This is a genomic window from Streptomyces sp. BRA346 (assembly GCF_052851135.1).
This window is the reverse complement of sequence record NZ_JAIWIH010000015.1, coordinates 1-16,273: the sequence shown is the minus strand read 5'-3', so window position 1 is coordinate 16,273 and position 16,273 is coordinate 1. Positions and strand designations below refer to the sequence as shown.

The 16,273-nt window shown below is 71.0% G+C and carries 20 protein-coding genes; 7 read left to right on the top strand and 13 right to left on the bottom strand.

What is annotated here, in order from left to right; translation table 11 throughout:
- Positions 1–13: 13 nt before the first annotated feature.
- Together LCH29_RS19380 and LCH29_RS19375 are read right to left on the bottom strand one after the other, a co-directional pair.
- Complete coding sequence (locus tag LCH29_RS19380) at positions 14–487, bottom strand: hypothetical protein (protein WP_446462988.1); 474 nt, start codon at positions 485–487, stop codon at positions 14–16.
- A 57-nt stretch (positions 488–544) separates the two neighbouring features.
- Entirely contained in the window at positions 545–1,018 is a 474-nt protein-coding gene (locus LCH29_RS19375) for a hypothetical protein (RefSeq protein WP_446462987.1), read from the bottom strand.
- A gap of 226 nt (positions 1,019–1,244) precedes the next feature.
- Here LCH29_RS19375 and LCH29_RS19370 point away from each other — a divergent pair, with 226 nt between their 5' ends.
- From LCH29_RS19370 to LCH29_RS19345, 6 genes are all read left to right on the top strand, one after another.
- On the top strand, positions 1,245–2,834 hold the full coding sequence (locus LCH29_RS19370) for an acyl-CoA synthetase (protein ID WP_446462986.1): 1,590 nt from the start codon (positions 1,245–1,247) through the stop codon (positions 2,832–2,834).
- A 93-nt stretch (positions 2,835–2,927) separates the two neighbouring features.
- Positions 2,928–3,836 carry an amino acid ABC transporter permease gene (locus LCH29_RS19365; protein WP_446462985.1) on the top strand — a complete coding sequence of 303 codons (909 nt, stop codon included), beginning with the start codon at positions 2,928–2,930 and terminating at the stop codon, positions 3,834–3,836.
- The gene (locus LCH29_RS19360; RefSeq protein WP_446462984.1) at positions 3,833–4,621 is read left to right on the top strand and encodes an amino acid ABC transporter ATP-binding protein; all 789 of its coding nucleotides are present in this window, start codon (positions 3,833–3,835) and stop codon (positions 4,619–4,621) included. Before LCH29_RS19365 ends, LCH29_RS19360 begins: the two co-directional genes overlap by 4 nt.
- Positions 4,618–5,871: a dipeptidase gene (locus LCH29_RS19355; RefSeq protein WP_446462983.1), complete on the top strand. Its 1,254-nt coding sequence runs from the start codon at positions 4,618–4,620 to the stop codon at positions 5,869–5,871. Before LCH29_RS19360 ends, LCH29_RS19355 begins: the two co-directional genes overlap by 4 nt.
- A 41-nt stretch (positions 5,872–5,912) precedes the next feature.
- Complete coding sequence (locus LCH29_RS19350; RefSeq protein WP_446462982.1) at positions 5,913–6,860, top strand: transporter substrate-binding domain-containing protein; 948 nt, start codon at positions 5,913–5,915, stop codon at positions 6,858–6,860.
- The gene (locus LCH29_RS19345) at positions 6,857–8,737 is read left to right on the top strand and encodes a CocE/NonD family hydrolase (protein ID WP_446462981.1); all 1,881 of its coding nucleotides are present in this window, start codon (positions 6,857–6,859) and stop codon (positions 8,735–8,737) included. The genes LCH29_RS19350 and LCH29_RS19345 overlap by 4 nt, the downstream gene beginning before the upstream one ends.
- 29 nt (positions 8,738–8,766) lie before the next feature.
- Here LCH29_RS19345 and LCH29_RS19340 read toward each other — a convergent pair whose 3' ends face one another.
- From LCH29_RS19340 to LCH29_RS19290, 11 genes are read right to left on the bottom strand one after another with little or no spacing between them, the layout of a single operon-like run.
- A complete protein-coding gene (locus LCH29_RS19340) occupies positions 8,767–9,858 on the bottom strand; it encodes a DUF5937 family protein (RefSeq protein ID WP_446462980.1) in 1,092 nt (363 codons plus the stop codon).
- Between the two features lie 39 nt (positions 9,859–9,897).
- Positions 9,898–10,254: a gas vesicle protein K gene (locus tag LCH29_RS19335; RefSeq protein WP_446462979.1), complete on the bottom strand. Its 357-nt coding sequence runs from the start codon at positions 10,252–10,254 to the stop codon at positions 9,898–9,900.
- On the bottom strand, positions 10,217–10,432 hold the full coding sequence (locus LCH29_RS19330; protein ID WP_446462978.1) for a gas vesicle protein: 216 nt from the start codon (positions 10,430–10,432) through the stop codon (positions 10,217–10,219). The genes LCH29_RS19335 and LCH29_RS19330 overlap by 38 nt, the downstream gene beginning before the upstream one ends.
- Positions 10,429–11,223 carry a GvpL/GvpF family gas vesicle protein gene (locus tag LCH29_RS19325; RefSeq protein ID WP_446462977.1) on the bottom strand — a complete coding sequence of 265 codons (795 nt, stop codon included), beginning with the start codon at positions 11,221–11,223 and terminating at the stop codon, positions 10,429–10,431. Before LCH29_RS19325 ends, LCH29_RS19330 begins: the two co-directional genes overlap by 4 nt.
- A complete protein-coding gene (locus LCH29_RS19320; RefSeq protein WP_446462976.1) occupies positions 11,220–11,585 on the bottom strand; it encodes a gas vesicle protein in 366 nt (121 codons plus the stop codon). The genes LCH29_RS19325 and LCH29_RS19320 overlap by 4 nt, the downstream gene beginning before the upstream one ends.
- Positions 11,582–11,977 carry a gas vesicle protein GvpO gene (gene gvpO, locus LCH29_RS19315; protein WP_446462975.1) on the bottom strand — a complete coding sequence of 132 codons (396 nt, stop codon included), beginning with the start codon at positions 11,975–11,977 and terminating at the stop codon, positions 11,582–11,584. Before gvpO ends, LCH29_RS19320 begins: the two co-directional genes overlap by 4 nt.
- 3 nt (positions 11,978–11,980) lie before the next feature.
- Positions 11,981–12,232 carry a gas vesicle protein GvpG gene (locus LCH29_RS19310; RefSeq protein ID WP_446462974.1) on the bottom strand — a complete coding sequence of 84 codons (252 nt, stop codon included), beginning with the start codon at positions 12,230–12,232 and terminating at the stop codon, positions 11,981–11,983.
- Positions 12,233–12,234: 2 nt separating this feature from the next.
- A complete protein-coding gene (locus LCH29_RS19305) occupies positions 12,235–13,017 on the bottom strand; it encodes a GvpL/GvpF family gas vesicle protein (RefSeq protein WP_446462973.1) in 783 nt (260 codons plus the stop codon).
- Positions 13,017–13,490: a gas vesicle protein GvpJ gene (gene gvpJ, locus LCH29_RS19300; protein ID WP_446462972.1), complete on the bottom strand. Its 474-nt coding sequence runs from the start codon at positions 13,488–13,490 to the stop codon at positions 13,017–13,019. The genes LCH29_RS19305 and gvpJ overlap by 1 nt, the downstream gene beginning before the upstream one ends.
- Before the next feature lie 30 nt (positions 13,491–13,520).
- Positions 13,521–14,438, bottom strand: a complete 918-nt coding sequence (locus tag LCH29_RS19295) for an SRPBCC family protein (protein ID WP_446462971.1) — start codon at positions 14,436–14,438, stop codon at positions 13,521–13,523.
- Complete coding sequence (locus LCH29_RS19290; protein WP_446462970.1) at positions 14,438–15,016, bottom strand: hypothetical protein; 579 nt, start codon at positions 15,014–15,016, stop codon at positions 14,438–14,440. The genes LCH29_RS19295 and LCH29_RS19290 overlap by 1 nt, the downstream gene beginning before the upstream one ends.
- A 186-nt stretch (positions 15,017–15,202) precedes the next feature.
- Between LCH29_RS19290 and LCH29_RS19285 the strand changes: the two genes are divergently transcribed.
- Complete coding sequence (locus LCH29_RS19285; protein ID WP_446462969.1) at positions 15,203–16,180, top strand: LacI family DNA-binding transcriptional regulator; 978 nt, start codon at positions 15,203–15,205, stop codon at positions 16,178–16,180.
- The last annotated feature ends 93 nt before the right edge of the window (positions 16,181–16,273 follow it).

Sequence of the window (16,273 nt, the reverse complement as noted above, 5' to 3'; positions counted from 1 at the left end):
CGTCATACCGGGCCTACTCGTCGACCCTGAGCGCGAAGTGGTGCAGCGGGCCCGCGAGGGTGATGGTGCCCTGGCCGTAGGCGGAGTGGTAGCGGCCGGTGCCGCCGACGATCGCCGTCTTGGCGGTGGCCGTCGCATGGCCCTTGTGGGTGACCTGGTCGCTGAGCACCAGCGAGCCCTTCTCCAGGCGCAGCACCCGGGTGCACTGGACGACCAGCTTGTGGGCGGTGACGCGGACGGTGTCGCACCGCGAGGTGCCGTTACCGGCGTACGTCTTCTTCTTCTCGGTGTACAGGTTCAGCCGGGTCTTCCAGCTGTCACCGGGCTCGACGTGGCGGGGCTTGGTGCTGATCATGGTGACGCCGAGCAGGTCGACCTTCTCGATGTCCCCGCCCCCGGCGGCCCCGGCCGCGGACGGCGGGAGCAGGGTCAGGGCGGTGGCCAGGGCGGCGGTGGTGACGATGCCACGGACGGCTGACGGAATCATGGAACCTCCAGGCTCGGGGTGGGGGATGTGACCGGCGGGCGAGTTCGTACGGGAACCTCAGTCGTCGACGGCGAGGGAGAAGCGGATCCGGTCCCGCCGCACGGTGACGGTGCCCTGGCCCTCGGCGTCGTTGTAGTGGCCGGTGCCGCCGAGGATGGCGGTCTTCGCGGTGACCGTGGCGCGGCCCTGGTGGGTGATCAGGTCGGCGAGGACCAGCGAGCCCCGCTTCAGCCGCAGGACGCGGGTGCACTGGACGACCCGCTTGCGGGCGGTGACCTTGACGGCGGTGCACTGGGAGGTGCCGTCACCGGCGTGCTTCCGCTGGGGGGTGTACAGCCTCATGTAGGTCGTCCAGCTGTCGCCGGCCGCGCGGTCATCGGGTCTGTTCTCCGCCACCGTCACACCGGTCACCGTGACCTGCTCGATGTCCTCGTCGCCCGCGTCCGCCAGCGCGACGGAGGCGGGGAGCAGCACACAGGCGGTGGTCAGGGCGGTGGTGGCGACGGCGCCGCGAACGGCTGAACTGATCATGGAACCTCCAGGCTCGCGGGATGCCCCGGACTTCCCGGAGCCCTGACCGGTCATTCCACGTAAATGATCACTTTTGGGCAAGGCGGCCCGCACGAGCGGCCTGCCGCGCCACCCGGTCAGGTGCATCGCCCGGCCACGCGCGGGTCGCGGATGGCCTTGAACGCCACCCGACGCCGTGTCAGCGTGACGAACCGTCCGGCCCGTCCGACCATTCGGGAGACTTCTGGTGACCGCATCCCCCTCCCTGCCCGTGGACATCGTGCGCGCCCGTCGCCATGGCATCGCCGATCTGCTGGCGCGCAGCGCCGCCCGGCTGCCCGGCAAGACGGCCGTGGTGTACGGCGCGCTGCGCCAGACGTACGCGGAACTGGACGCGCTGGTGAGCCGGACGGCGGGCGCGCTGGCGGCGCGCGGTGTCGCCAAGGGCGACCGGGTGGTGCTGTACGCGCGCAACTCGCACGGCTATGTGGTGGCGTACTTCGCGCTGGCGCGGCTGGGCGCGGTGTCGGTGCCGGTCAACTTCATGCTGAGGCCCCCGGAGGTCGCGTACCTCCTCGCCCACTCGGGCGCGGTCGGTGTCATCGCGGGCGACGGTCTGCTGGAGGCGGCCGACGCGGCTCTCGCCGAGGCCGCGCCGCCCCGCCTCGTGCTGCGCGCGGCCATCGGCGGGGAGAGGCGGGACGGCTGGGAGGACTTCGCCGCGCTGGGCGAGGAGCGCGGTCATCCCGTGCCCGACCCCGCGCTGGAGGACGACGACCCGGTCCAGCTGATGTACACCTCGGGGACGGAGTCGCGGCCCAAGGGCGCGATCATGACGAGCCGCAGTCTGATCTCGCAGTATCTGACGACGATCGTGGACGGCGGAATGGCCGCCGACGACATCGAGGTCCATGCGCTGCCGCTGTACCACTGCGGCCAGTTGCATGTCTTCCTCACCCCGGACGTGTATCTGGGGGCCACCTCGATCATCCTGCCCGGCCCGGACCCGGCGGCGCTGCTGGCGACGATCGAGGCGGAGCGGGTGACCAAGCTGTTCGCGCCGCCCACGGTGTGGATCGCGCTGCTGCGGCATCCGGAGTTCGGGACGCGCGATCTGTCGTCGCTGCGGAAGGGGTATTACGGCGCCGCGGCCATGCCGGTCACCGTGCTGGCGGAGCTGCGGCGCCGGTTGCCGGGGCTCGCGCTGTACAACCTCTACGGGCAGACCGAGATGTCGCCGATCGTGACCGTCCTGGGCCCGGCCGACCAGGAGCGCAAGGCCGGGTCGGCGGGGCGGGCCGGGCTCAACGTCGAGACGCGGGTGGTGGACGAGGACGACCGTCCCGTACCGCCGGGCACGGTCGGGGAGATCGTGCACCGCGGCCCGCACGCCATGCTCGGCTACTGGCGGGACCCCGAGCGCACCGCTGAGGCGTTCCGCGGCGGCTGGTTCCACAGCGGCGATCTCGGGGTCATGGACGAGGAGGGCTATCTGACGGTCGTCGACCGCAAGAAGGACATGGTGAACAGCGGCGGGGAGAACGTGTCCGGGCGCGAGGTGGAGGAGGTCCTGCACGCGCACCCGGCGGTGGCGGAGGCCGCGGTGTTCGGGGTGGCGCATCCGTACTGGATCGAGGCCGTGACGGCGGTGGTGGTGGCCAGGCCGGGCGAGCGGGTGTCGGCCGAGGAGCTCGTGGCGCACTGCGGGGAGCGGCTGGCCGGGTTCAAGGTGCCCAAGTACGTGGTGGTGGCGGCGTCCCTGCCGAAGAACCCCAGCGGCAAAATCCTCAAACGGGAGCTGCGCGACACCTACGGACACCTCGGCACCGACGGTTGACGGTTCTGTGTCAACTGTTCGAGGGGGTTCCGGAGTGCGGTTTTAAGATGCGGTATTCCGCAGCCGTGACGACGAACCGCCCGAGGGCCCTCCATGAGCAAAGTCCTGAATCTTGACGCTCTACCCGAGCCATCGCGGCTCAAACGCGTGAAGCGACGGCGCCCAGGACTGCTGGTGGCCAATGCCGTGGTGGTGCTGTTCGCCGCCATGGCCGTGACCACGATATTCACCAACCCGCGCTTCGAATGGGACACCGTCGGGAAATACTTCTTCGAGATCCGCATCATGAAGGGCATCGGTGTCAGTCTCGGCATGACCGCCGCGACCATGGCATTCGCCCTGGTACTCGGCACCGTTGTAGCGCTCATGCGGATGGGTTCCTCGCGGCTGATGTCGGCGGCCGCGGGCATGTTCATCTGGGTGTTCCGGTCGATTCCCATGCTGGTGCAGCTGCTTTTCTGGTACAACCTGGCGGCACTGTTTCCCACCCTGTCCCTCGGCATTCCCTGGGGCCCGCAGTTCATCACCTTCGACGCGAATTCCCTGCTGGGTCCGCTTACCGCCGCGGTCATCGGATTGACCCTGCATGAAACGGCATACGTGGCGGAGTTGATCCGTTCCGGTCTGCTGTCCGTACCGGAGGGTCAGCAACAGGCGGCTGCCGCGCTCGGCTTGACGCCGACTCAGATCTTTTTCCGCATCACCCTCCCCCAGGCGCTGCGCGTGATCGTTCCGCCGATGGGAAATGAGCTGATATCTCTCCTCAAGGCCACATCTCTGGTCAGCGTGATCTCTCTGGCGGATCTGCTCTATTCGGTGCAGCTGATTTACTCGAAGAACTTCCAGACCGTTCCCCTGTTGATCGTGGCCGCGATCTGGTACATGATCATCACCGGCGTCATCACCCTCCTCCAGCAGCGCCTGGAGCGGCGTCTGGGGCGGCACACCCTGATACCGGCCGAAAAGGTCACCAAAGTGAAGAGGATCGAGCACTCGGTATGAGCGTGGCATCGGAAAGGGAAGCGCAGCCCATCGTCTCCCTGCGCGGGATCGTCAAGTCGTTCCGCTCCACCGAGGTGCTGCACGGCATTTCCCTGGATATCCACCGGGGTGAGACGGTCTGTGTCATCGGCCCGTCCGGATCGGGCAAGAGCACGCTGCTGCGCTGCGTCAATCACCTGGAGGTCCCGGACGACGGCCTGGTCGTGGTCGACGGCGACGTCATCGGCTACCGGCTGCGCGGCACCTCCCTGCACCAGCTCGGCCCCCGCGAACTGGCCGGGCAGCGCGCGGTCATGGGCATGGTCTTCCAGAGCTTCAATCTGTTCCCGCACCTCACCGCCCGCGAGAACATCGTGGAGGCGCCGTGCCGGGTGCTCGGGCTGTCGAAGGCGAAGGCCGGGGACCGTGCCGAGGAGCTGATGCGCCGGGTCGGGCTCGCCCACAAGCTGGACAGCTACCCCGAGCAGCTCTCCGGCGGCCAGCAGCAGCGCGTGGCCATCGCCCGGGCGCTGGCGATGCGGCCGAAGGTGATGCTGTTCGACGAGCCGACCTCCGCCCTGGACCCCGAGATGGTGCAGGAGGTGCTGAGCGTCATCCGGGACCTGGCCGGGGAGGGCATGACGCTGATGGTCGTCACCCATGAGATGGGCTTCGCCGCCGAGGTCGCCGACCGCGTCGTGTTCATGGACGACGGGCGGATCGTCGAGGAGGGTCCGCCGGACCGGCTGTTCGGCTCCCCCTCCCACGAGCGCACCCGCACGTTCCTGTCGAAGGTCAGCGCATGAGCACCGGACGCCCTCTGCCCGCCAAGACCCGCGCCCGGCTGGACCTGTGGGACGGCTACCGCTCGTACCACTACCTGGAGCCGGGCGCGGACTTCCGGGACTTCGAGCTGGTGCCCGCGGTGGGCCGGGTGCCCGGCTCGGCACCGGTGTGGAGCGAGGACGTCGAGGCCCGGGCGCGGGACTTCGAGGAACGCCATCTGGTGATCTCCGCGCACGACCACCTGTCGCTGCGGCCCGCGGACCCGGGTGACTTCGCCGCGTTCCGCCGCCAGGGCCGGGAGGCCATTCCGTACGAGGGCATCGCCCACTCGGGCGTGGACCTGTTCTTCGACGGCGGCCCCGCCGCCGTCAGCATGATCCGCTCGCACACCCCCTGGGACTGGGACGACGCGGTGAGCGATCTGGCCATGCGCCAGGCCGACTTCGCCCATCAGCGCCTGGTGGCCCCGGTGCGCACCCTGGAGGACGCGGAGCGGGCCCGGGCCGGAAACCAGGTGGGCGTCGTGCTGACCCTGGAGTCCGCGACCCCCATCGGCAACGACGTCGACCGGCTCGATCTGCTCTACGGGCTGGGCGTGCGGCTGCTCGGGCTGGTGTACAGCGAGAGCAACCAGCTCGGCTCCGGGCTCGCGGACACCGGCGACACCGGGCTGACGGTGCTCGGCCGCCGCGCCCTGCGGCGCATGAACGACCTCGGCATCATCGTCGACGTGTCGCACTCCGGGGACGCCACGGCGCTGGACGCGGTGCGCCGCTCCACGGACCCCGTGGTGATCACCCACGCCGGGTCGCGGGCGCTGTGGCCGACCCCGCGGATGAAGCCCGACGATGTGATCCGGGCGTGCGCGGGCTCCGGCGGATTCATCGGCGTCGAGGCGGCCCCGCACACCACCGTCACCACCCGGCACCCCCGGCACAGCCTGGAGTCGGTGATGGAACACGTGGAGCGCTGTCTGGACCTGGTCGGCATCGACCATGTGGCCTTCGGCCCCGACACCAACTTCGGCGATCACACCGCCTGGCACCACACGTTCGCCCCGCTGTTCGGCAAGGACGACGCGCTCGACGGCCAGAGTGCACAGCCGCCGCCGCACGAGCCGGTCGACTACGTCCACGGCTGTGAGAACCCCGCGGAGGCCGTCGGCAACATGATCCGCTGGCTGTTCGACCACGGCTACTCCGACGAGGACGTGGCGAAGCTCGCCGGGGGCAACGTGCGGCGCGTCGCCGAGACCGTCTGGGGCCGCTGACCGTCCCCGCCCCTTACCCCCCACCGAAACGGAGCCCAGTCATGCGCCACCGATCTCCCGCCGCCGGGTGCGCCCTGCTCATGTCCCTCGCGCTCACCCTCACCGCCTGTTCGGTGGACGACACGCCGGACGACAAGGGCAAGTCCGACGAGGCCATGCCCACGCCGACCCTCGCCCTGGAGCCGAAGGACGACGCCCTGGCGGCCGAGGTGCCCGCGGCGTACAAGAAGAAGACCCTGCTGATGGGCGTCAGCGAGTACGACCCGTATGTGACCATCGGCTCCGACGGGAAGATCACCGGCCTGGTCCCGGATCTGACCAAGCAGCTCGCCTCCCAGCTCGACATCAAGATCAAGGTGGTGCGGACGCCGTTCGACGCGGTGATCCCGGGGCTGAAGTCCGGCCGGATCGACCTCAGCGCGCCCTCCGGTGACTTCGTCGAGCGCCAGAAGGAGGTCGACTTCGCCGACTTCGCGCAGAGCCAGGTGACCGTGATGGTGAACAAGGAGAGCGGGTTCCGCCCGGAGTCCGGCATCGGCATCTGCGGACACAAGGTCGGCGTCGAGAAGGGCGCGGGCACCGAGAACGTCCTCGCGGGCCTCAGCAAGCGGTGCGCCAAGAAGGGCAAGAAGGCCGTGACCCCGCAGGCGTACGCGGATCTGGCCGCCGCGAGCCTGGCCCTCCGGAGCAAGCGGATCGACGCGGTGGTCGCGCCCAGCGCCTCCAACACCAGCGTCAGCGAGAACTCGGACGACACGTTCGAGACGCTGGAGCTGGAGGACATGCTCAGCCTCCCCGCGGCGACGGCGATCTACGGCATCCAGGCCAAGAAGGGCACCGGTCTCGCCGCCGTGATCGTCAAGGCGCTGCGGGAGATGCAGGAGTCGGGCACCTACGCGAAGCTGTTCGGCGGCTGGGGCATGCCGCTGTCCACCATCACCCGGTCGAAGATGCTCCTCAACGGCTCGAAGCAGTCCCAGGCCACGTGAGCACCACCCCCATGGCACCGACCGGGCGGACCGAGGCGGCGGAACACCTCGGCGGAGGAGTGTGGCGGCACCTGCTGCGCGTACCCCTACGGGACGGGGTGGTCCTCGCCGCGGACCTGTACGCGCCCGAGGAGCGGCCCGGTCCCCGGCCGGTGATCCTGGAGCGCACCCCGTACGGCCGCCGCGACATCCGCGAGTCGGACCGCTGCCGCCACGACGAGCCGGTTCCGACCCCGGAGGAGACGTCCGCGTTCTTCGTCCGGGCCGGATACCACGTGGTGCGGCAGGACTGCCGGGGCCGGGGCGACTCCGGGGGCACCTTCGTGAAGTACCTGGGCGAAGGCCCGGACGGCGCGGACACCCTCGAGTGGATCGCCGCGCAGCCCTGGTGCGACGGACGGGTCGCGATGATGGGCGTGTCCTACTCGGCGCACGCCCAGACGGCGGCCGCGGCCGAGTCCCCCGCCCCGCTGGCCGCGATGTTCATGGACTCCGGCGGCTTCGCGAGCGCGTACGAGGCGGGCATGCGGATGGGCGGCGCCTTCGAACTCAAGCAGGTCACCTGGGCGTTCCGGCACGGCGAGGAGAGCCCGGAGGCGGAGCGGGACCCGCTGGTGCGCAAGGCGTTCGCCGGGACCGATCTGCGGGACTGGTTCTCCGTGCTCCCGTGGCGCACCGGCGTCTCCCCGCTGTCGCAGGTCGGCCACTACGAGCGGTACCTGCTGGAGCAGTGGCGGCACGACACTTTCGGCGCGTACTGGCGGCAGCCCGCGATCTACGGGCGGGGGCACTACGACCGCTTCCCGGACGTGCCGACGCTGCACATGGCGAGCTGGTACGACCCGTATGTGCGCTCCACCATCGAGAACTTCACGGCCATGGGGCGGCTCAAGACGTCCCCGGCGTACCTGGTGATGGGGCCGTGGACGCACGGGGCGCGCTGTGTCACCTTCGCCGGTGACGTGGACTTCGGGCCCGCCGCCACGTTCAGCGACAACGTGGACACCTCGTATCTGACCTTCCGGCAGCGCTGGTTCGACGCGGTGCTGCGCGGCGGTGACCTCGGGGCGATCCCCCGGGTGCGGTACTTCCTGATGGGCGGCGGCGACGGCCGCCGCGACGCGGCGGGGCGGATGCGGCACGGCGGCCGGTGGCACACCGACACCCGGTGGCCGCCGTCCGGGACCCGGGAGACGGCGTTCTACTGCCACACCTCGGGTGAACTGAGCCGGGAGAGACCGGCGGACCGGGACGCGTGGGTCGAGTACGACTTCGACCCCGGCGACCCGGTGCCGACCCTGGGCGGACAAGTGACCTCGGGCGAGCCGGTGATGGTCGGGGGCGCCTTCGACCAGGTGCCGGACGAGCGCTTCTACGGGGCGCGCGAGCCGTATCTGCCGCTGAACGCGCGGCCCGATGTGATCTCGCTGGTCACCCTGCCCCTGGACGAGCCGCTGGAGGTGGCGGGTCCCGTCACCGCCCGGCTGTTCATCTCCTCGACCGCCCCGGACACCGACTTCACGGTGAAGCTGGTCGATGTGCACCCGCCGAACGAGGACTATCCGCACGGGTTCGCCATGAACCTCACCGAGGGCATCTTCCGGTGCCGCTTCCACGCGTCGTTCGAGCGGCCCGAGCCGCTGGTGGCGGGCGAGGTGTACGAGATCGAGATCCCGGCGCCGGACACCGCCAACCGCTTCGGGGCCGGACACCGGCTGCGGGTGGACATCTCGTCGAGCAATTTCCCGCGCTTCGATGTCAATTCCAACACCGGTGCACCCGAGGCCGTCACCCGGCGCAAGGTGGTCGCCACCAACCGCGTCCACATGGACGCGCAGCACCCCTCGGCGGTGCTGCTGTGGACGCGGCCCGGCTGACCGGGCGCGGCGCACAACCACGCAGGGGGTCAGCGCATGATGGTGGCCAGCACGTCCTGCCCCAGCCGGAGCAGGGTGCCGGTGGCCAGCCGGTGGTACACGTACTTGCCCTCGCGCTCGGACTCCACGAGCCCGGCGTCCCGCAGTTGCCGCAGGGTGCGCGAGACCTGCGTATCGTCCAGGCCCAGCCGCTGGGCCAGTTCGGAGGTGGTGATCGGCTCTCCCAGCAGATGGCGGCACAGCTCCATCCGGCCCAGCGACGCCAGCGCGGACATCCGGGCCCGCAGTTCCGCTTGAGTGAGCTGCCCGTCGGCCTGTCCCTCCAGCGCGGCGAACTGGAGCACGACGGGATGGGACTCCTCGTCCTTGACGGTCAGATGCGGCCAGACATGGACGGAGGGGACCAGGAAGAGCGGGCGCGGGCCGATCTCGATCTCGGCGACGGCCAGCTTGTCGTAGCGCACCCGCGTACCGCCCTGGGAGACGACCGCGGTGGGGCTGAGCCCGGCCAGCACCTCGGCCAGGCCGCTTCTGCGGACATCGGTGCGGAACCGCGCCACGGACGTCTCCAGCCGGTCGTACACCGAGCGCCACTCGGCGGCGAAGAACGCGGTGCCGCAGCGCTCCAGGAAGTCGATCAGCCGGGTCCGCGTCCCCTCGGGCGAGGCCATCAGCTCGTGCGCCAGCTCGCCGCGCCGGAACGAGCGCCGCTCGCACTGGGTGATGAAGCGACAGGCGGCCTCCGGGGCGTTCAGCAGGCTGTGCGCGTCGGGCACCCGCTCCCGGAAGCCCAGCACCCCCTGCGCGCACAGCTCCGTGAACTCCTCCAGCGGCAGCTTCTCCAGCAGCCGCAGCTCGTCCTCGAAGGACTGGTCCAGCGGCAGGGCCAGCGGGAACAGCAGTCGGCAGCGCAACCGCGCCCACAGGGGCGACAGGGCGCTCATCTCCTGTCTGAGCGCCACGTCGAAGGTCGTGCCGAGGCGGCGCGTCCAGCGCTGCGCCTCGGGGTGGTGGTCCGGCTCGGCCAGGATGTGCAGCACCGACATGAGCTCGGCGAGCGGCGAGCGCCCGACGTGGACGTCGGCGGCGCGCGCTGACCGGAGGTTGAACGTGATCCCCACCCGCGCAGCGTACCGCCGGACACGGGCGGGGGAAGTCGGTCAGTCGCGGGGCAGGAGGGGGCCCAGCGGTCCGAGGTCCAGGTTCAGGTCGTCCTCGGTGAGCCCGAAGTGCTCCCGCAGCTCCTCCATGTTCTTCTCCAGCGCCATCAGGGTGAGCCCGAGCTTCTCGATCTGCTCGTCGCTGACGCCTCCCTGGTCGACGCGGCGCAGCGCCTGCCGTTCCATGAGCTGGCGCAGCAGTTCCACGATGGTCAGCACCAGACCGGCCAGGCTCTTGCGGACCGACTCCTCGTCCACCTCGAGACGGCGGGGGCGGTCGCGGTGGTCACGAGGGTCACGGGCATGGTCGCGGGGGTGTTCAGGGCGGCGGTCGTCCGGGCGGCGCTCGATGCTCATCTGCGTCTTCCATGTCTTCCATCCGTACGGAAGCGATCAGCGCGCGAAGGGAAATGCGCACCAGATCGATGTCGGCGATGCTCAGGGTGATCTCCCCGGCGATCACGACGCCCCCGGCCAGCACCCGGTCGAGCAGATCGACCAGGGCCACCTCGCGCCGCTCGATCGCATGGGTCACGACGCCTCCTCACGCTCGGGCGGCGCGGTGAACGAGTACGGCGGCCACGGCCCGCTCAGCTCCAGGTCGACGTCCGGGTACCGCTCCCCCAGCCCGGTCACCGCGGCGGTGAACTCCTCCGTCCGGTCGTCCGGCACCAGATAGGAGTTGTTGAGCACCATCCAGCCCTCGTACGCGGCCAGCCGCGCGTCCTGCGGCGGATGCGCGGCACTCGCCGCGGCCAGCCCGGCGAGGGCGGTGTGGATCTCCTCCGCCCGCTCGGTGGCCCGCAGATGGGCGGTCTCCTTGTCGTCCCGCTGGGCGCGGCGGCGCAGCAGGTAGGCGGTGCCGGGGCTGTCGCCGCCGGACGGCTCCTCGTCGCCCGGGTCGGGCAGGAAGGCGCGCGGGTCGACGTACGCCTTGACGCCCCACTCGGTCCGTCCGGCCACCCGCGCCAGCGTGTCCGTCAGGTCGTCCCGCCGCTCCCGGAGCATCGTGCGGACCCGGTCGTCGTCGTGGTAGATCGTGGCGAAGCGCAGCGGGATCACCTGGCCGTATCCGGCCGCCCGGCCGATGACCCGGTGGTGGGCCCTGGCCGCCCGCTCCAGCCACGGCAGGTCCTCCAGATGGGCGCGCAGCGGCTCCTCGCCGAAGTCGGCCAGCGGTACGGAGCCCACCACGGCGGCCAGTCCGGCGTTCTCGACCAGGCGCACCGGTTCGTCCGCCACGCCGGTGAGCCCGGGCGGGGCGCCGCTCTCGTCGCGGACCGCGGTCACCGCGTACAGCCAGGTGGCCAGGGCCTCCTCGGTCACGGTCCGTCCTCCCGTCCCCGCTCCCGCTGGGCGTCCCGGCCGGACTCCAGCTCGCCGACGCGCCGCCGCAGCCGCTCGTTCTCGTCCAGGACGTCGCGCGCGCCGGAGGAGAGCGTGGGGTCGTGCTCCCACCAGTCGATGCCCATCTCCTTGGCCCGGTCCACGGAGGCGATCAGCAGCCGGATCTTGATGGTCAGCAGCTCGATGTCCAGCAGGTTGATCTGGATGTCCCCCGCGATGACGATGCCCTTGTCGAGCACCCGCTCCAGGATGTCGGCCAGGCTGGCCGACTCCCGGCGGGCCGGTTCGGGCGGGGCGCCCATGCGCCGGCTCGGCACGTTCCAGTCGGCGCCCTGGCTCATGTCCGCTCCTCCGACCGGCCGCGGTAGTAGCGCCGGGCGCGGTGGTACGAGACGAGTCCGCCCTCGCCGTCGACCTCGACCCGGTACTCGGCGAGGATGTCGGTGGAGTCCGGGATCCGATGGGTCTCCAGCACTTCGACACCGACGAGCCAGCCGTCCTCGTGGCGCTCCACCGAGGTGATGCTCTCCGGATCGTGTCCGGTCAGGTCCCGCAGCTCGCGGGCGGCGCTGCGGGCGGCGGACCGGGCGGTGGTCGCGGAACGCCGGGCCTCGGACGCGGGACGCCGGGCCTCGGACGCGGGACGCCGGGCGTCGGCGGAGGGGCGCCGGGCGCGCCGGGGCCGCTCCCGCTCCTCGCCGTGGTCACGTCCGTCCCGTTCCTCGCGGACCACGGCTCACACCTCCAGGCCTCCGCCGGGCGGGCCGCCCGCCATCAGCCGGCGGACCAGCTCGTCCTCCCGCCGGGCCGCCTCTTCCTCGCTCAGCTCCCCGGATTCCCGCTGCTCCGCGACCTCTTCCAGGCGCTGCTGGATCACCGCGGGGTCGTACAGCTGCCGGTGGGCCTCGTCGTGGAGCTGCTCGGCGATCCAGACGACGCCGCGCACCGGGGCCAGCGGCCAGGTGACCAGTCCGGTGAACAGTCCCATGGCTATTCGCCTTCCTTGGCCGGGTTCATCGCGTCGGCCACGAAGTCGTACGGGGCGAGGGGCCCGAGCAGACGCAGCCGGACCCGGCCGTTCCAGTGCTTGGCCAGCTCCTCGGCGGCCTGCTCGAACGCCGTCCGCCGCTCGTCCTCCACCAGGAAGGACGCATTCACCATCCCCTCGGCGGAGGACGGTTCCGAGCTCACCGAGGCGAGCGCGTGCGGGCCCAGCCTGCGGTCCACTTCGAGCACGTCCACGGCCCGTTTGGCGGCGATGGCGTCCATGACCAGCTGGCCCAGCTGGACGCGCTGGTCGTACCCGGCCTCCTCCGGCAGCCCCTGGAGCTCCTCGCGGAGCCGTACGGCCTCGGGCTGCTCGGCCAGCACCTCGCGCAGCACCGCGTCCTGCACATAGCGGGCGCGCAGGGTGAACTGGGCGCGGCCGCGCAGCCGGTCGAGGGCGCGCGCGAAGTCGTCGTGCCCCTCGCCGAGCAGTTCATCGGTCACCGCGGTGGTGTCGCGCACCACCGTGCCGAACCGGAACGGCAGCACCGGGGAGGACCTGGCCGCCAGGGAGTCCAGCACCCGGGCGTGGGCGCGCAGGTCCTCGGGGGTGCCCAGCGGCTTGTCGAGGGGCACCTCGCTGACCACGGCGGCCTGGCCGCCGTGGCGCACCAGGGTCACCGCGGCGTCCGGATCGCCGACGGCGCCCAGGTCCTTCACCGCGTCGTCACTCCGGTCGTCGGTGACGACCCCGTATACGTAGCAGGCACGTCCGTCTTCCGCCATCACCGCTCGCGCTCCCTGCTCGCACTCCGCCGGTGCCGGGGCCGGTCACCGGATTCCCGTCGTCGCGTCTCCTGCCGCTCCCCCGCCTCTTCGTACTCCTCCTCGGCCTCGTCGGACTCCTCGTCGCCCTGGAGCAGATCGGAGACGGTGTCCTTGACGCCTTCCAGGGCGCCCTTGGTCTTCTTCCGCCCGCCGCTCTCCTGGATCTCGTCCATGAGGCCGGGCAGCCCCTTGGTCTCGGTGCTGCTGCGGGCGAGGTCGAGGCGGTTCGTCGCCTCGGCGAACCGCAGATAGGTGTCGACGCTGGCGACGACGATGCGGGCGTCGATGGTCAGGATCTCGATGCCCACCAGGGAGACCCGGACGTACACGTCGATGACCAGTCCCTTGTCCAGGATCAGGTCGACCACGTCGACCAGGGCGCTCGAACTGGCCCGGTCCAGATACTGACTCTGCTGGCTTGCTACGGTCACCACGCTCACCTGTTCCGGGGGCGGGACCCGTCAGCGCCGCGAAGGCCGCGCCGGCTCCTCGTCCTCCTCGTACTCCTCCTCGTAGGCGTCCTCGTCGCCGTACTCGCCGTACTCGTCCTCGGGGGCCTCCTCGGATTCCTCCTCGGATGCCTCCTCTTCGTGCTCTTCGCCCTCCACGACCTCGCCGTCGCGGATCTCGCCGCGCCAGCCCTCGATCTCGTCGGGGTTCAGCAGCACCTCGGCCATCGCATGGCGGCGGAAGTGCTTCAGCTCCAGGCGCACCCGGCGGCCCTGGGCGCGCCAGATGTTTCCGGTGCGCTCGAAGAAGCCCTGGGGGTAGTACTGGAGGACGACGAGGACGCGGGTCAGCTCGGGGCCCAGCTCATGGAAGGTGACCGCGCCGTTGACGTGGCCCTTCTCGGCCCGCGACTTCCAGATGATCCGCTTCTCGGGCACCTGCTCGACGATCTCGGCGCGCCACTTGCGGTGCGACCAGAAGACCTGGGCCTTCCACTCCATCTCGGTGTCGGACTCCTGCTGGACGTCCTCGACCTTCTTCATGAAGGTGGGGAAGTCCTCGAACTGGGTCCACAGGTCGTAGGTGAGGTCGATCGGGGCGCCGATGTCGATCTCCTCGACGATGTTGGTGACCTTGAGCTTCTTGTCCTTGTCGCCGTCCTTGCCACCGTCCTTGCCGCCGCCGAGGCCCGGGATGGCTTCCTTGGCCTTGTCCACGGTCTGCTCCTTGACCTGGTGCAGTCCGGCCTTGACCAGCGGCTTCACCGGGATGTCGGGCCCGCCGTCGCCCAGGTGGGTCACCGACGTCAGGGCCTTCTCACCAAGCGCGGTGAGCAGGTTCTGCGCTTCCTTCATGAGCCGCTCGGTGGGCAGCTCCTTGGCGAGCGTGCCGAGGGCGCCCGCGCGCCCCTGGTCCGGTCCCTCAGCCATCACCGATCACCCTTGTCGCCCTTGTCGCTTCTGCTGCTTCGGGTCTCGCCGCCGCGGCCGCCCTCGGACGCGGCCCGCTTCCGGGGCCGCTCCGGACCGCGGTCTCCCGAGGGACGCGTCCGGTCCCCGCGCGACGACGCACCACGGGAGGACTCGCCACGGGACTCACCGCGGGACTCCCCTCGGGACGCACCGCGCGACGGTCCGCCGCGGGATGTCTCACCGCGCGACCGCCCGCCGTTCCCGCGCCGCTCCTGCTCCTCGTCGTCCTCCGCGTGCCCGTCCGGACCGTGGCCGTTCGGACGCAGCGACGAGGCGCGCCGCTCCAGCCGGTCGCTCAGCGCGTCCATACGGTGACTGGCCGCCGACAGCGCCGCCGACCGCCCCGCGGAGACCAACTGGCCGCGCAGCCGCCCGATCTCGGAGGACGCCAGTTCCTGCACGCCGCCCGGGAGGTGTCCGGACGCGAGGCGCCGGCCCGCCGCCATCCCGGCGAGGGTGAGCGCCAGGCCCACCCTGTGGCCACGCCCGAAGAGGTAGCCGCCGGTGAACGCCAGTGCCACCTGGCTGTTCTTCATGATCGCTCCTCCTCCTGCCATTGAAGCGAGACACCCATATGGGCTCATTTTCCAAGTATGGTGCATTTCGCCCATTCGGCCATCAGGGGCTGCGCGATCTCTTGACGTCGGCTACGGGCCCCGAGAACACTCCTGACTACGTAGTCATGACTACGCAGTCGGGCGGCCCGAGAAGGGAGAACGCGCATGCGCAGGAGCCGCGGGCCGGGGATGAACGAGGTCGCCCGGGCCGCCGGGGTCTCCCAGAAGACCGTCTCCCGGGTGGTCAACGGCGAGCCCTACGTCAGCGCGGAGGTCCGCGACCGGGTGCTGCGGGTCATCCGCGAACTCGACTACCGCCCCAACAACGCCGCCCGCGCCCTGATCCGCGGCACCTACCACCGGATCGGCGTCGTCTCCCTGGGCAGCGCGCTGTCCGGACCCGCCTCGGTCCTGATGGCCCTCGAACAGGCGACGCGCCGCACCGGCTACTCCTTCGCCCTCGCCAGCACCCTGGAGAATCCCGGCGGCTACGCCGCGGCCGTGGAATCCCTGCTGGAACAGGGCGTGGACGGCATCGTCCTGTCCGATCCCATCGACGACGGCGCCCCCTCGTCCCTCACCGCCGACGTGCCCGTGGTCAGCCTCGACGTGGTCGGGAAGGAGGGCGTGGCGGCGGCCAGGGCGGGCACCGAATATCTGCTCTCCCTCGGCCACCGCACGGTCTGGCACATTCCCGGCCCGCAGAACTGGTGGTCCGCCCGGGACCGGCTGCGCGGCTGGCGGGAGGCGCTGGCGGCGGCCGGGGCGCCCGAGCCGCCGCTGCCCGACGCGGGTGACTGGTCGCCCGCCGCCGGTCATGCGGCGGGGCTGTGGCTGTCCCGTACGCCGGGCGTGACCGCGGTGTTCGCGGCCAACGACGAGATGGCCATCGGGGCGCTGCGGGCGTTCTCCGAGGCGGATCTTTCGGTGCCCGGCGACATCAGCGTCGTCGGCTTCGACGACATCCCCGCGGCCGCGTATCTGGCCCCGCCGCTCACCACCGTCCGGCAGGACTTCCAGGCCCTCGCCGAGCGGGCGCTGGACGTCCTGCTGGCCCGGATCGAGGGCCGGGCCCGTCCGGACGGCCTCGCCGACCTCCCCGTACATCTGTCGGTGCGTCAGTCGACCGCGCCACCAACCTAGTGCCGCGTCAGCCAAGGTTCACCCCGCTCGCCGCCCTGGCACGGCCATCTGCGGCGTTGCCGAATCGACCGAGTAGGCCCACTACGAGGCCGA